Annotated in this window: 12 protein-coding genes and 1 tRNA gene; 3 read left to right on the top strand and 10 right to left on the bottom strand. The window is 40.1% G+C overall.

Annotated features, from left to right (window positions below):
• Positions 1-118: 118 nt before the first annotated feature.
• A complete protein-coding gene (locus H6G32_RS22410; RefSeq protein ID WP_190462297.1) occupies positions 119-1,006 on the top strand; it encodes an alpha/beta fold hydrolase in 888 nt (295 codons plus the stop codon).
• A 3-nt stretch (positions 1,007-1,009) separates the two neighbouring features.
• Here H6G32_RS22410 and H6G32_RS22405 read toward each other — a convergent pair whose 3' ends face one another.
• Together H6G32_RS22405 and H6G32_RS22400 are read right to left on the bottom strand one after the other, a co-directional pair.
• Positions 1,010-1,546 (bottom strand): hypothetical protein, encoded by a 537-nt coding sequence (locus H6G32_RS22405; RefSeq protein ID WP_190462295.1) that lies wholly within the window; start codon positions 1,544-1,546, stop codon positions 1,010-1,012.
• On the bottom strand, positions 1,546-2,178 hold the full coding sequence (locus H6G32_RS22400) for a ParA family protein (RefSeq protein WP_190462293.1): 633 nt from the start codon (positions 2,176-2,178) through the stop codon (positions 1,546-1,548). The genes H6G32_RS22405 and H6G32_RS22400 overlap by 1 nt, the downstream gene beginning before the upstream one ends.
• On the opposite strand from H6G32_RS22400, the gene H6G32_RS22395 reads away from it, so the two are divergent.
• Positions 2,172-2,309, top strand: coding sequence for a hypothetical protein (locus H6G32_RS22395; protein ID WP_190462291.1), 138 nt, complete (start codon positions 2,172-2,174; stop codon positions 2,307-2,309). The genes H6G32_RS22400 and H6G32_RS22395 overlap by 7 nt on opposite strands.
• On the opposite strand, the gene H6G32_RS22390 is transcribed toward H6G32_RS22395, so the two are convergent.
• From H6G32_RS22390 to H6G32_RS22380, 3 genes are all read right to left on the bottom strand, one after another.
• Positions 2,297-3,442 carry a SpoIID/LytB domain-containing protein gene (locus H6G32_RS22390; RefSeq protein WP_190462289.1) on the bottom strand — a complete coding sequence of 382 codons (1,146 nt, stop codon included), beginning with the start codon at positions 3,440-3,442 and terminating at the stop codon, positions 2,297-2,299. The genes H6G32_RS22395 and H6G32_RS22390 overlap by 13 nt on opposite strands.
• A gap of 238 nt (positions 3,443-3,680) precedes the next feature.
• The gene (locus H6G32_RS22385) at positions 3,681-5,888 is read right to left on the bottom strand and encodes a GumC family protein (RefSeq protein WP_190462285.1); all 2,208 of its coding nucleotides are present in this window, start codon (positions 5,886-5,888) and stop codon (positions 3,681-3,683) included.
• A gap of 497 nt (positions 5,889-6,385) precedes the next feature.
• Positions 6,386-6,457 (bottom strand) — tRNA-Gln (locus tag H6G32_RS22380).
• 355 nt (positions 6,458-6,812) lie between these two features.
• Between H6G32_RS22380 and H6G32_RS22375 the strand changes: the two genes are divergently transcribed.
• A complete protein-coding gene (locus H6G32_RS22375; protein ID WP_190462283.1) occupies positions 6,813-8,273 on the top strand; it encodes a hypothetical protein in 1,461 nt (486 codons plus the stop codon).
• 44 nt (positions 8,274-8,317) lie between these two features.
• On the opposite strand, the gene H6G32_RS22370 is transcribed toward H6G32_RS22375, so the two are convergent.
• The 5 genes from H6G32_RS22370 to H6G32_RS22350 form a co-directional block, all read right to left on the bottom strand.
• On the bottom strand, positions 8,318-9,430 hold the full coding sequence (locus H6G32_RS22370) for an acyltransferase family protein (protein ID WP_190462281.1): 1,113 nt from the start codon (positions 9,428-9,430) through the stop codon (positions 8,318-8,320).
• A gap of 68 nt (positions 9,431-9,498) precedes the next feature.
• Positions 9,499-10,692, bottom strand: a complete 1,194-nt coding sequence (locus tag H6G32_RS22365) for a glycosyltransferase (protein WP_190462279.1) — start codon at positions 10,690-10,692, stop codon at positions 9,499-9,501.
• Between the two features lie 146 nt (positions 10,693-10,838).
• Positions 10,839-12,086: an O-antigen ligase family protein gene (locus H6G32_RS22360; protein ID WP_190462277.1), complete on the bottom strand. Its 1,248-nt coding sequence runs from the start codon at positions 12,084-12,086 to the stop codon at positions 10,839-10,841.
• 7 nt (positions 12,087-12,093) lie between these two features.
• Positions 12,094-13,350, bottom strand: coding sequence for a glycosyltransferase family 4 protein (locus H6G32_RS22355; RefSeq protein ID WP_190462275.1), 1,257 nt, complete (start codon positions 13,348-13,350; stop codon positions 12,094-12,096).
• A gap of 130 nt (positions 13,351-13,480) precedes the next feature.
• The gene (locus H6G32_RS22350) at positions 13,481-14,647 is read right to left on the bottom strand and encodes a glycosyltransferase family 4 protein (protein ID WP_190462273.1); all 1,167 of its coding nucleotides are present in this window, start codon (positions 14,645-14,647) and stop codon (positions 13,481-13,483) included.
• Positions 14,648-14,649: the final 2 nt, after the last annotated feature.

The raw sequence follows: 14,649 nt of genomic DNA, 5'->3' as shown, positions 1-14,649 counted from the left end.
CATGCTCCCTTCTCTGGTGCTACGCACATTAGTCAGGGAACTGTCGTCAACTCACGCGCCATTCATCCCACGCTCCTAAGAGTGAGGCGTGGGGCTTCTGTCGGATAAGCTAAAACTTATGTTTAAAAGCTTTTTACCTGCCGCAGTTAAGCAACTGACAGAACCAACCTCAATTACCCTGGCCCAGAGTATTCAAAGTCGAGAGATCGTGACTCCCCTGACTACGGAACCAATCACCACAACCTATGTACATCAGGGAAGTGGTGGAACACCTATCTTATTAATTCATGGTTTTGACAGTTCTGTTTTTGAATTCCGACGTCTGTTGCCACTGCTGAGGGGCGATAATCAAACTTGGGCTGTGGATTTACTGGGTTTTGGCTTTACAGATAGACTTTCCGGAATTCCCTATAGCCCAAATGCCATTAAAACCCATCTTTATTATTTTTGGAAAACCTTAATTAACCAACCTGTTATTTTGGTGGGAACTTCAATGGGGGGTGCGACGGCGATTGATTTCACTCTCACTTACCCGTCCGTGGTGGAAAAGCTGGTGTTAATTGACAGTGCGGGTTTGAAGGGTGGTTCACAGTTAAGCAAATTGATGTTTCCGCCGTTGGATTCTTTAGCAACTGGGATTTTGCGTAATCTCAAAATTCGCGATCGCATTTCCCGCACTGCTTACAAAAACCCCAGCCTTGCCTCTATGGATGCTTTATATTGTGGAGCATTACACCTGCAAATGCCCAGTTGGGATCAAGCATTGATCGCTTTCACTAAAAGTGGTGGTTATAATGCTTTTAAACTTGAGCAACTTTCAGAAATTGGGCAATCTACACTTATTTTGTGGGGCGATGCTGATCAGATTTTGGGTATTGGGGATGCCCAGAAATTTCAAAAGGCAATTCCCCAAAGTCAGCTTATCTGGATTAAAGATTGTGGTCATGTGCCTCACTTAGAACAACCACAAATTACTGCCCAACACATTTTAGAATTTCGGCTTTAAATTCTAATCATACAACCAAGTATTATTGGCAAAATCATCATTGGCTTGCGTTGGCTTTTCTTGTAGCCTTTCAGGTGATCTGTGGGATTTTCTGTAGTTAAGAGGATTGTAACTTTCCTTAATCGGTTGTTTTACCAGTGCCTTTACTGTTTCCTTTGCTTGTTTTAACCCATTAATTTCTTCTATTAATTGAGAATTAGCCTCTGCTAGTTGTAGGGCTGTTTTCTTAGTTTCATCAAGCTCTTGTGTCAAATTTTCTGTTGCTACTTTTTGTGCAGATAAAGCTGATTGTAAATCAGTAATTTTATTCTGGAAAGTAGCTTCTTTTTTATTTGCTTTTTCTAGGCTATCACGCAACTCTTTAACAGTTGCTTCTAAAGCAGCAGTTGATTCAGATATTTGTATTGGTGGTTCCTCAGTTGGAAAATTACTTGCTTCGGTAACGACCTCAGCAGCAATTTCGATAGCAGATTCACCTTCGGGAGGTGTAAATTTTTGCGTTTCTTCTTGTAGTAAGTCGGCGAGACGTTTTTTAACCATTATTTCCTCCAATCATACTGTAATTCTTCAGCCACACGACGGTAGTCAGACTCCGCTTCTCGTGCGTTTTTCCCTCTCCATTGAGTAATCGCCACACCCTCAAGGGCTGCTCGTTCATGAGCTTTATAGATCCGGATTAAGGCATTAAAAGCCGGAATTCCTAGCCGCGTGAGAGTGTTTTTAGCTTCTAATGCTTCTCCCAAACTCCGCGTATCGACTTTAGTTAGCAGTACCCGATAGGGGGTGCCTACAGGGATAACGGCTTCCCTGACTGTCTCGACTAAGACAGCTAAATCCATCGGTGCTGGGGGTGTAGGCAAAACTAGATAATCTGCGATCGCCACTACCGTTGCTAATGCTTCAGAGCGCAGCGCCGGAGGCGTATCCACCACTACTAAATCGTAACCTGTGATCCTTCGTAATTCTCCTAAAAGTTGCGGTTCGCTTTCTTGGGCTAGATCAAATCCCATTCCCTGCTGATTGCGTCGAAACCACCAACTGGCTGAACCTTGAATATCTGCATCAATCAGAATTACCTTTTTGTCCCTCGCAAAGTTTGCGGCCAGATTGACTGCGGTAGTCGTTTTACCGACTCCTCCTTTACCGTTGAGGATAGCGATGATTTTTGGCACTGCTTACTTCCGATGCTGCCATACATGAATATACAGCTTTATGTGGCCCACCAGAGCAGAAAAAATCGCCCCAGATTGACACTCCCCGTGTCTTTAGACCGGGGATGTTAGGCGATCGCTACTTTGCCTGAATAGGTGTTAGAGCTACGCCTTGGTAATAATGCCCTAAAATTTGCAAATAGCTCGCTCCTCGTTTAGCCAAACTATAAGCGCCCCACTGACTCATACCTACAGCATGACCATAGCCCAGCCCTTGCAAGACAAAACTACCATTTGTCCCTTTGCTGACGCTAAAACGTGTACTTTTAAGTCTGAGGGCAGTCCGCACTTCCTCGCCTCTTAATACTTTCGTACCCCTGTCGCCGATAATTTTCAACACTTTCACACTGCGAAAAGGTGACAAAGACTCTGGAATCATACTTTTCACATTGCCCACACCAGAAATTCTGGCGCTAATTTCCCCAGGGGTGAAGGTTTTTACCCAATTACACGCGCTGATATTTTGATCGTAGTCTTCCACAGCACGCAGGTAAGGCTCCTTGCTTGTCCAAACATCTTCCACGTTTTCGGTATGTCCGCCAGAACAAGCATGAAACACCGAGAGAATAATCTTGTTGTTGTAAGTGAGTATCTTTCCGGCTGTGGCATCCACAGGGTCATAAGTGTTACGAGATTCACTAATCACACCTTTGTAAATTTGCCAGCGATCCGGGCTATCGCCTAAATCATAAACGGGATTATTGCGCTGTCTTTCCCGTTCGTAGAGGGCATAGGTACGGGCAGCGATCGCTTGGGCTTTCAGGGCTTCTTGGGGCCAGCTAGTATTCATTTCTCCACCGATGACGCTGTAGAGATATTCTTCCAAATCAACCCAGTTAACAGCGGTTAAGCCTTTTTCTGTGGGAACAACGAGAGTTCTACCCCGATACCAGCGATCGCCAATATAAACGAATCCCTTACCAGTCGGCTCAATCCAAAATAAACCAGACTGCCACCTATCCAAAGCTACACCGCCGGGAACTGCTTGGGCCGAAAACGCACTCATCGCCGGCAATTGTCCGAGAGTACGACCAGCACTATCTTTGACCATTGCAGTCGTGGAAGCGCCGATTTTTACCTGATTTACACCCCTCTCAATTGCCACACGCAGAATTACAGATGCTTGAGATGGAGCAATCAAAGCCATCCAGAAGAGGATACCTATCCACCAATGACGTCCTTTAATTTGGGAAAATAAAGCGCTTAATAAGAATTGGAATTTCATGCTGATCGTCTAATCACGTTACTATCTGATTTGACGCTCTGAACCATAGCGTCTACAACATAAGTGAGACGGTTCTCCAAGACAGGAAGTTGCCACCTTCTACTAATTATGCATTTGGTTCGGCTTTACGGTAGAAATTAGCTCATCTTCATTCATTGTTTTGGCTGAAATTCTGCCTGGATAAGCTTTATCGCCTCATTAGGTGGCATAATGAACTCTAACCAGCCTGAAACTAAGCTTATTTAAGCTTTCTCCGAGATAACGAGGTTAACACAGAATTAGCGTTGTCAGTTTCTGCATCTTCATCAATCTGCTCAGTCCTGATGTTCTGCTTGTAATACTGCTGATAGTAGTTATAAGAAGCAGGCATAGCATCTTTCGACTTATTCGCTATCATCCCTAAGATAGGTGTATTAGATATTTGAATTTCCTCCAATGTTTGATGTAGCTCAGTACGTTTTAGCTTACCCAAACCAGCCACTAGCACTATGCCATTAGTATTAGCAGCTAATAGATAGGCATCAGCAAAACCTAATAGAGGCGGTGTGTCATAAATCACTAGATCAAAAGTTGTTTGTAAGCTGTCCATCAAATCCTGCATTTTTTGAGACGCCAGCAATCTCACTGAGTCTGGTGGAATCGGCCCCGCACTCATCACAAACAGATTTTCCTCTTGAGGCGATCGCTCAATCACATTATTCCAATCTAAATCTTGTGAAATGACATCAGTCAATCCCTGAATGTTCATTAGCCCCACTCGATTATGTAAGATAGGAGCACGTAGATTCGCATCCACCAGCAATACTCGTTGCCCCATTGCTGCTGCTGCCTGTGCTAGTTGTATAGCAATAGTAGACTTCCCATCTCCCTGTCCCACCGAACTGATAACAAGGGAGCGAATTGGAGCATCCGAACCCAAAAGCAGAATATTAGTGTAAAGAGAGCGAAACACTTCAAAAAAAGAGGTGCTACTTACTTGTTGCAATCCTCCAGCTAGATTTTCTGACGTTGCTCCTCCCAGTTCTTTTCTTAAGGGAACAATCCCTAATAGCGGTACTCTAGTAGCATCTTTAAGCTCTTGAGAAGAATAGAGTATGTTGCTGAGTTTATCCACAACTACAGCCGCTCCTGCACCCAACAGCAAGCCGACAATACCACCAACCAACAGCATTTTTATTCCACTACCTGAGACAGCTTCAGGATTATTCACTAGAGCTAGTTTTGGATCAAGTAACTGCCAAGGTTGCTGCTTCTGAGCTTTCTCAATCTGCAACGCTTGTTGTTTGACTGTAAATTGAGTCAGGGCTTCAGTGGCAATTTGTAATTCCCGTAGAACATTATTATAATTCCGGCTAATATTTGCCAAATTTCTCACTTCATTATTGAAACCTCTTATTTTTTCATCCAGGGATTGAACACGCACTAACAATTCCCGAATGCGACTTTGAAATTCTCTCTGAACCCGTTCTTCTTCTTGAACAAGCAAAGGCAATAAATTGGCTTTTTTTTCTCTTAAGGTCACCATTTTTGGATTGTCATTCGTAATTAAGGCTGACTGTTGTTGAATTTCAACCTCCACGGACTGAACCAAATCCAGTATTTTTTGGTAGCGAGAATTTTCACTGAGCAAAGAATTACCAGCACTCTCGACTGGATGTTGCGCTAACTCCCTTTGTAAGTCTTGATACTTAGCTGCCATTTGATCTAGCTGCAACCGAGCCTCTATCCGCTGTCGCTGTAAAAGAGCAATCTGACTAGACAACTCTTGCGCTTTTTCTCCTGGATCAATCAAGTTATTTTCAACTCGCAGATCTCGCAGTTTGTCTTGCCAAAGCTTTAACCGCTCATCCAGTGGCTTTCTTTGTTTATTAACAAAGTCTATAGCCTGAGCTACATCTGCTTGACGATCTGCCAAACTATAGTTCAGATAAGCAATAGTAAGTAGCCTTAAAACCTCACTAACTTGCTTTTTGTCTGGATGGACATATGCAACTTCTAAGATATTCGATTCTTTGGATTGAATAGTTAAATGCTTATAAATTTCCTCGTAAGAAAGTTGTGGATATTGAGTTTGAAGTTTTTCGACAATAGGATCTAAGACTCGATGACTTCCTAAGACTTTGATCGTCGTTTCAACTTCTTTGACTGATTCAGGAGCTGTTAAACCATCTTGGGAATTGATTGTTTGAGGAAGATTAGCTATAACCTTATTTTCGCCGGTCACTGGCTTAGTTAAAATCTCGAATGACCCTTGATACACCGGAGGCTCCATTTCTGCCCTCAACACCGCTGCTGTTGCTACCACAGCTGTTATTCCAGCAATTAACAATAATCGGCGACGCAGAGTTGCTCCAATTTGAGCTAAATTCAATTCATCTTCATCAGTATTTAACTGGGTGGAGTTAGCTGGTGACAAAGAGTGGGGATATTTGTGTGACTTTTGCATGGCATCTGTAGATTAGGTAGTTTGAGTTATTTAAGTAGGTTAATAACTCGATTCCATACTGGCATAGGTAGTTGAATTGCTCTGTAATTGCTTTTTCATTTGCCGAACCCTCGATAAATGGCTGAATTCTTTGACCAATAACATAATCCCAACAATCTCAAGGGTTGCTTGAGTGTCGTCAAAGACCTATCTGATAGACCTACCGCGCTGGCTACAGTATTTAAAAAATGGGCTGGTTGTCGGTAATGCAATATAATTACAGTAACATTACGCAAGATAAATTTACAGGCTAATTTACACCTTGCATCAAAGTTATAGATATTTTTATTTTTTATGCCGTGCCAACGTTCTTCGATCTAGGCTAATCAGTTACAAAAAAGCCTAGCAACAGTTTTTCAATCCAGACAGTTGCACATCGGCTAGGTTTAGAGGCATATCAAACACTTTTATATATATCAACATAAAAGGACAAGCTAAAGAGCTTGTCCTTCTATCTACTGGGGCGCTAGGATTCGAACCTAGGGATGGCGGGACCAAAACCCGCTGCCTTACCACTTGGCTACGCCCCAATGAACTAACTTTAGATAATATAGCAGTCAGCCCTGGGGTAATGTCAAGTACTTTCTGAAAATATTTGCCCTGCACTACAGCCAGATAGCGATTTTCCCCTTGGAAAAACCTTTCCTTTCATTGGCGGTTCCAACCCTAGTTGGCGGCTTATATAATCTCGTTTTCACACACAATCTTGGGTGATGCCGCGCTGCACACCAAATTGACGCATCTAACGAGTAGATTTTGGATAAGGAACCGCCAAGGAAAGGATAACTTTCATGAAACCCATAAATCTCCGTGATTGGATGAAATTTTGGAATTAAGACACTTACAATTTACTTAAACCGTTAAAAACACTAACTTTAAAACAATATGAGAAAAACGATCAGGAATGATCAAAGAGGCACTACTACTATTTTGGGAATCTTCTCCCTGATACTCGCCCTAAGTGGATGTTTTACGCCAGCTGCCGCTAGTGTCTACTACGTAGAGGCCAAAGGGTCAGATCAAGGTCAAGGCACACAATCTTCACCCTGGCGTACCGTGAACAAAGCCTTAAGGTCTGTTCCTCCTGACCAGGGACACACCATTCGAGTGGGACATGGAAGTTTTGATTTAGGCGGAAAAGTTTCAGTACCCTCAGGCATCAACTTAATTGGTTCAGGAGTTGGTTTGACCATTATCAGAGGAGAAATTCAGCTTATTGGAGTCAAAAACCTCACAATTAGTGACATTAAATTTAATGGCAAAAATCATACCTATGAATTGGGTATGTATATTCGAGATGCAAATAGCTTACTGATTCACAATTTAGCGTTTAATGCCTACACAAAGACAGCCATCAATATTGAACGGGTCGCTGATAGTAAAATAAACAACATTGACATTACAGATAGTACGTATAACAACCGCATTGTAGGTGGAGGTGGTAAACAATCTTATGCTATTGGTTTGGGAAATCTCACAAATGTTGATTTCCATGACATTAATATTGATACTACAAACCGTGGTGGTCAAGGCATCCATACAATTAACGATGCTTGGCCAAAAGATAAACCCTGGAGTGGAAAACCTACTGTTTTAAAGAATATTAAACTTTATAACTTAGATATTAAGGTAGATAAATGGAACGCTTGGGGAAATGGTTGGACTCCACAAATGGCTTTGGAACTTTGGCATTACAACTGTTACAACTGCGAGATTTTCAATTCTACCTTTAACAGTACAGTGTCCTTATCTTCTTTCCCCACTGAGCAGCCAACTACTATCCGCGTACATCATAATCTCTGGTATGGGCCAAAGAATTCCTTTTATGCATGTGAAGTAGCTAGCAATAACATTGAGTTTGACCATAATTATATTCGTGGTGGCTCATATCCGATTGCTCTATTTGGGTCGAACTATCAGAATATAAATGTCCATCACAACATCTTTGAGAATACCAAGAGCCCGACTTTAGTGGGACATTTTAAGGGTCAGATAAATAATTTTCAGTTCGTTAACAACACAGTTTATATTAACGAGTCAAAAGACCCACTTTTTCGTTTCATAAAAGGGGAAAGGGCTAATCAGCGTATTCGTAATAATATTTTCTATAATTCATCTGGTAAGATGAACAATCTACTGGGAGCGTCAGTTGGGATAGAGAATAACCTCTTCGTAAATATAAGGCCAGTGGGATCTCATGCAATGAGCTTTAACCCAAAGTTTAGGTTTGAAGGAAGTTTACCTTCACCATACTATATGCCGAAACAGGATAGTCGAGTAGTTAATTTGGGAGCAATATTATCAGGTACTACAGTTTGGAGTGTAGGCAAAAACAGTACTAGATAAACAAATATTGAAATAATTCATTTGAGTTATCAAAGGGGTATATCTCAACTCTTAACGCTGACAATCTTAGTTTTTATCACCTTAAGCAAAGGTTTTTCTATGTAAGAATGAACAAGACAGCCTCCTATGAGAGCCATTACTACAATAAATAGACTGGATAAATCATTCTGAAATAAATTCTGTAGATTCATCTTAGCAATTAGATTTGTTGAAATATTAATTACAGAACCATGTACTAAATATATTGAATAGGATGCATCTCCTAAATATACCAATATATTTGGCACTCTGATATCTTTGTTTAGGTCTAAAGCAGCGATACCAATCAGGATTAACATAGAAGGAATACCGTAATAAACTACGGAGATATCTTTGAATGGTGATTTAATTTCCATAGCCCTGTCATAAAGGGAAGCTGATACCCTATCAGCTATTGTATTCAGAATATGTACGTCTGCTATAGATGACAATACAAATAAGACTACACCCAAAGTTAAAATAAATATGCCCTGTCTAATTTTATATTTAGTGACAATATAAGCTGCTAAACAACCAAAACAAAATTCTAAATGACTATAGCTAAAAATAAAGTTCAGAAATAAGTTATCAGAAGGAAAAGAGAATATTCCTGCTGAATGAAAAGACCAATAAGCTGATATTAAAATTAACCAAACAATAATTAATGGTCGTAAATACTTTAAGCCAAATAATATTAGTAAACTAAAAATAAAATAAAAAAATATCTCATAACTTAGTGTCCAACTAACATTAACGATAGGTGGACTAGGGTAGGGGAAGAGAGTAATAGAGGTAAGACAAGTTAAAAAACTTATATCCTTACCAGGAGTCAGCAATCTTGGTATTAATACCATCCAATATATAGGGTAGACTCTGATCAAACGTTTTAAAATAAAATCCTTAAATTTAACTTTGTTACCAATGTCTTTTTTATGAATATAAAATATAATAAAACCACTAAGTACAAAAAAGAAATCTACACCAGAATAACCAAATTTCATTGTATTAGATAATAATGAATAATTTAGATTACTAGCAATCAGACCATTAGCATGAAAAAGTAACACTATGATTGATGCCAATGCTCTACTTACTTGTAAAAGATTAAGCTTTTTTTTGTTTTCTTGATTTGGTGACATATAAGTTTAACCTGGATGTAAGTGTATATTGATTTATTACTTTTAATTAATTCTAGAATTGCTATTGATTATCTAATAAAATTTATTTTTAAATTTTTTTCATAAATTTCCATCAATTTTTTATAATTACTTTCAGGATCATATTTTATTTCATATTGAGAACGAGCCTTATGACTCATAGCAGTAATATTTTCAGGATGATTTATTGCCCAGTTTATTTTGGCTGCGAGATCTGCCGAATTTCCTGCAATAAAATGTAACCCTGTTAATCCATCCTCGACAATTTCTGACATTCCACCTAATTTAGGAGCTATGACAGGTAGCCCACAAGCAAAAGCTTCAGCGATGGTCAAGGGAAAACCTTCATACCAGATAGAAGGGAATATCAAACACTTAGCGTTATACATGAGTTGTAAAACAGTTTGTTTGTTTTGAAACCCTAAAAATTCGATAGTATTGTTAAGTTTCCTATCTATAACTTTTTGCTCCAGTGTTTGGTGCAGAGGACCATCACCAACTATTTTTAGTGGTATATTTAAATCTGACTGTATATAAGCATCAATTAAAACCGAAACTCCCTTTTCTTCTGATAACCTGCCAACAAAAAGTAAGTATTCACTGCGTTTATCAGTTTGGGTTAGACAGTCAGGAGCAAAAACAAAATTAGGTTTTATATATATCTTGTCTGCTGGTAATCCAGCTTGAACCATCTTATCTTTTTGAAACTGCGTAAAGACAATATAAGCGTCTACCCGTTCCTGCCATGTACCTCGCAGCCGATGCCAAGTGTTCATTGCTGCGACCACTGAGCTTTCTATGCGGGAGTTACGATAGCAGCCATGCACAACACTAGACCACTGTAGAGTTTTGCCAAAGCAATCCTCGCAAACTTTGCCATCTCGAAAAGGCATAGCTTTGGGACAAGCCAGTCTATAGTTATGGAGAGTTTGAACGATGGGCGTATTGTTCTGTTGACAAGCATCATAGATGGAAGGAGACAGCAGGGGAAAAAAGTTATGTACATGCACAATATCCGGGCGAAATTGGGCTATTTCTCTGCTGACTCTTTCTCTGGCTGAATATGAGTAAATAGCACTTACAGCAGCAGTAACTTTATCCCAGGAATTTTTGATGTCATGATTGCTAACTTCCAGTAAAGATACCTCATTACCATTTGCTGATAATAAGGATTTCTCTGCTCGTACTACGCCGTCTTCACCACCTGCCAGCTGATATTGGTTATGTATTAATAGCACTTTCATAGAATCTTCTCTACTACCATCCCATCTTTATTGCCTGCGATCTTAGAAAAAGCACATCAATCAAAAGAATGTATTAACTCCTCTATCTTAGTATTCTAAGACATCAGTTAGAAATAGTAAATTTACATAAATTTTTATAGTAAATTTCATGTTTGATAATTATTAACTTGAATACTACTTGGCATTAGTGCTGATTTACGGGCAAGTTTTAACTCTTTTTTACGTTTGCTTCCACTACCAACAGAAGCACCCACTAATGTACCTAAAGGAAACATGACAAAAGGATAGACCACGACATTATCGCTAATCATCCCTAATGCCGCAGCGATTAAAGCCAGGAAACTAGCAAGGTGAATATGGGCATTTTCTTGATCATATTTATCTGCCCATTGCCAATTCTGCCAGCTTTTGCCAATTAAGCCAAAATATCCTAGCATCCAGAATACTAAACCGATCAAACCGCAATCATGGAAGAATCGTAAATAGTCGTTATGTGGGTGAAGAAAATGGACACTCACACGTTTCACCAAAACAATTCCTACAGAAGTAGGTCCTTTACCAATCCAGGGTGATTCCATCGCTGAGGCATATGCAACTGGCCAAGCTGTGCTTCGTCCAGATGTGTTAACTTGAACACCTCCAACAGAGGCATTATCTCCTTGATCTGTAAAACGAGAACGTATAGGTTCTACGTAAGTGAAAGCTAGGTATGAAACCGTAACTATCAGGAAGATAATGAAACTCATACGCATCAATCCTTTGATACTTGTGAAGGATATTTGTGATAGAGGAAACAGGAGTAAAGCGATGACTAATGCTGTGCGGGAAAAGCTAAAAGCAAGAGTTAGGATGGCAAAACTTGTCCAAAATAGGCTTTTGGGAATGCGATAGCGCCATGAGGCTAAAAACCAGGCAACTCCTATGATGGCAAATAAGGCAAATGAGCGAGCACCCATTATCATACGTGAGCCAGGTCCATCCAAAAGAAGTCCTAACCCATACAAAGTTACTGATATCTGAATTGATCTTGGTAGATATTTGCTGATGTATTCAGGCAACTCGAAGGAGTGATAAGTTTGGATTGTACTCAGTAATATAAATCCTACGAACCCTAAGTATACTGAGACATTCTGAATGACAGTTATGGGAGCCAACGAGTCGAAGTGTAATAGCCAACTGATTATTATTACTATCAGGAAAAACACTAATGAAGATGCTGATAACACTGCGTTGGGCATACGCGAGCGACTAAATACCAGAATCCAAGTGCCGAACCCGAAAATAATGGTAATCATACCTAAGCCAGAAATTCCGCCAGCGCCTACTTTCCGTACCGCATCTGTTAATCCACTCAGTATAAGGGCTACAGTCAAGAACTTATCGTATATATTCATTCTGGGTCTAACTCAATTTCCAGTAGGGTTTATCCTGAGTAGAAATTACTTCGTAAAGTTGGGCCAGGTGCTTACCTCTAATTTCCCAACTGAAATTTTCTCTGACCCGCTTCTGCCCTGCTTGACCCATAGATAATATTAGCTCTGGGTTGCTAGCTAAGTAGCTCATAGCTTTGGCTATATCGGTTACTGCTTGCTCAGGCGTTTCTGGTTTGATTTTAAAGCCAGTTTCTTCTGTCACCTGAACACCTGGCCCTCCTAAATCTAGGCAAATTACTGGACGTCCTGCTGCCATAGCTTCCATGCACACCCATCCCCCAGAGTCATGGAGGCTGGGATGAACTAGGATATGGCTCTCTCCGAGCTTGACTAAAGTCTCTTCACGAGGTAGTCTCCCCCAGAATTTGACCTGTTGAGCAATTCCTAAATCTTGAGTGAGACTATAAAGTTGGTTTCTTTCTGCTCCGTCCCCTAAAATCCAATATTCTGCATCTGCTAAACCCGCTTGTGCAAAGGCACGTAATCCTAGGTGAAGGCCTTTCCAGTGTATAAGTCTGGCCATACTGATAAACCTGAGTGGCAAACTATCAGGTATTTTAAAATTCTCAAGTCTTGCTATTTCTGCCTCTGCTAAACCTGACTCAGGAATAATTTGTACACGATTTGCACCCAGTTTATAAAGTCTTTTAGCTGTGTCCTCAGTAGTTGCTCGGACTACAGCGCTTCTTTTAGCAGTCATCTGTACGAAGGGATCGAATTCCCCTAGGGAGCGAAGCAAGTGTCTTGCCGTTTCGTAAACTTTGGCACGCAAACTAAAATCTTTCTGAAACTCCTTTGGTGCAGATTCCCCACCACCAACGGGACCCCAAATAAAAGGAACTGGCAGCATTGAAAGGAAGCTAGGACTTGAATACCTCACATAGGTTACATGATGTACGATGTCAAGGCTAATCTGTTTGTGAAGTGAGCGACTAACGAAATACGCCCAAAGTTGCCAAAGGTAATAATGCAAATGGACAAAGAGTTGTGTGCCCTTTCCCTTTTGACTCCAGTTTAAACTCCAACCAAAGGGATCTAAGTAAACAAATCGTAGGTTGGGTAGGAAATTCTTTTCCAGTTCCGCTTCAATGTATGAGCGATGACAATTTGATGTCATGACCCATACCTGGTGAGACTTACTCACCTCGCAAACAGTATTCCAGCCTACACCGGGTTCCGAACCTTGGTTTGGTTCACAAGCGTATGCGGAGATCAGAATTTTCATATGAATAAGTGGGTAGACATAAAAATTGATCGATCTATGGAGGTAATGAAATTAGGGTTATTAACTCTGAATTTTTTGGCTCAAATAGATAAATGCTAATGCTACCAGTTATTTCAGCAGATGGACGAAATTAATTCTTCAAAGCAAAGGATTGAACATCATTCAGAAACTGTGCAGCTGCTAACGGGGTATGTTGAGCTATCAGTTCCTGTGATTTATTTCCCATAGACATAATATCTTTCGGGTTATTGATCAAAGACTGCATAAAGCTAGCTATTTCTGTTGGATTATATGGGTCGAAAATATAACCATTTTCTTGATGATCAATCATTTCTGATACGCCTGCATACTTAGAACACATCACAGGCTTACCAAATAGCATAGATTCTAGTACTACCATACCCCAGATATCTTCTAAAGTAGGAAATATAAAAATGTCTGCCTTCTCAAAATATGCGCCTAATTTGCCATAGGTTACCCATCCTTCAAATCTAACTTTATCTTCCAATCCATTATCCCTAATCCAGCTTTCAAGTTCTTGGCGTTGCTCACCGTCACCAATCACAACCAGGGTATAATTATTGCAGCCTTGATTTTTTAGTAGTAAGCAAGCTTCTAAGAGCAAGTCTATGCCTTTACGATGAATTGTCTGGCCAATGAAGAGGAAGACAGGATGTTGAGTGTTAGATAAATCTAAATCATTGACTTCTGTAGATTGCAGCAGTGCCTGCTTGTCTGGGATTTGGTAGGGTCTGGCAAATACCTTGGCTTCTTCCCCCTTTAAGACATTAGTCAAATATGCCTTTCCAGCTTGAGAGTTGGTAACAAATGCGTCAGTGTTTTGAGCAATGAAACGTCTCATGAGGATTCGTAGAAATGAATCGCTCATATCTATATTGGGTGAACTGCCACTGTATATAATGATGACTCGCCATTTTGTCACTGGTTTAAGCAGGATTACTAAAAGAGTCCAGAGAGAAAAACCTGTTGCAAAGATAACTTGAGGCTTAAATCGCAAAAGCTGAGGAACAATTTCTAAAGGCAACAATTGAATCATACGGTTGTAACCTTTATTGTTTTTACTAAAAGTAATATATCTATATTTGCCGACAATATTTACTTTAAAAGTGTTTTCACATCCCGGTACAAATCCAGGCCACTTGGAAGTAAATATTTCTATATCTGGAAGTATCTGCTTAAAATGCCGGAGAACAGGCTGTATGTAAAAGCCTAGTTCCATGGTAGGACTAACCCATGCTATGCGAATGCTTTTTGATTCTTTTTTTGTATCACTCATAT

The organism is Cylindrospermum sp. FACHB-282, assembly GCF_014697195.1.
Taxonomy (GTDB): domain Bacteria; phylum Cyanobacteriota; class Cyanobacteriia; order Cyanobacteriales; family Nostocaceae; genus Cylindrospermum.
The sequence above is the reverse complement of the archived record's forward strand: the minus strand, read 5'-3'. Positions and strand labels throughout refer to the sequence as shown.

Excerpts from the sequence above, each read along its gene's own strand:
- H6G32_RS22350 (WP_190462273.1), bottom strand. The coding sequence starts at position 14,647 with ATGAGTGATACAAAAAAAGAATCAAAAAGCATTCGCATAGCATGGGTT.
- H6G32_RS22410 (WP_190462297.1), top strand. The coding sequence starts at position 119 with ATGTTTAAAAGCTTTTTACCTGCCGCAGTTAAGCAACTGACAGAACCA.
- H6G32_RS22385 (WP_190462285.1), bottom strand. The coding sequence starts at position 5,888 with ATGCAAAAGTCACACAAATATCCCCACTCTTTGTCACCAGCTAACTCC.
- H6G32_RS22390 (WP_190462289.1), bottom strand. The coding sequence starts at position 3,442 with ATGAAATTCCAATTCTTATTAAGCGCTTTATTTTCCCAAATTAAAGGA.
- H6G32_RS22360 (WP_190462277.1), bottom strand. The coding sequence starts at position 12,086 with ATGAATATATACGATAAGTTCTTGACTGTAGCCCTTATACTGAGTGGA.
- H6G32_RS22370 (WP_190462281.1), bottom strand. The coding sequence starts at position 9,430 with ATGTCACCAAATCAAGAAAACAAAAAAAAGCTTAATCTTTTACAAGTA.
- H6G32_RS22405 (WP_190462295.1), bottom strand. The coding sequence starts at position 1,546 with ATGGTTAAAAAACGTCTCGCCGACTTACTACAAGAAGAAACGCAAAAA.
- H6G32_RS22375 (WP_190462283.1), top strand. The coding sequence starts at position 6,813 with ATGAGAAAAACGATCAGGAATGATCAAAGAGGCACTACTACTATTTTG.
- H6G32_RS22355 (WP_190462275.1), bottom strand. The coding sequence starts at position 13,350 with ATGAAAATTCTGATCTCCGCATACGCTTGTGAACCAAACCAAGGTTCG.
- H6G32_RS22365 (WP_190462279.1), bottom strand. The coding sequence starts at position 10,692 with ATGAAAGTGCTATTAATACATAACCAATATCAGCTGGCAGGTGGTGAA.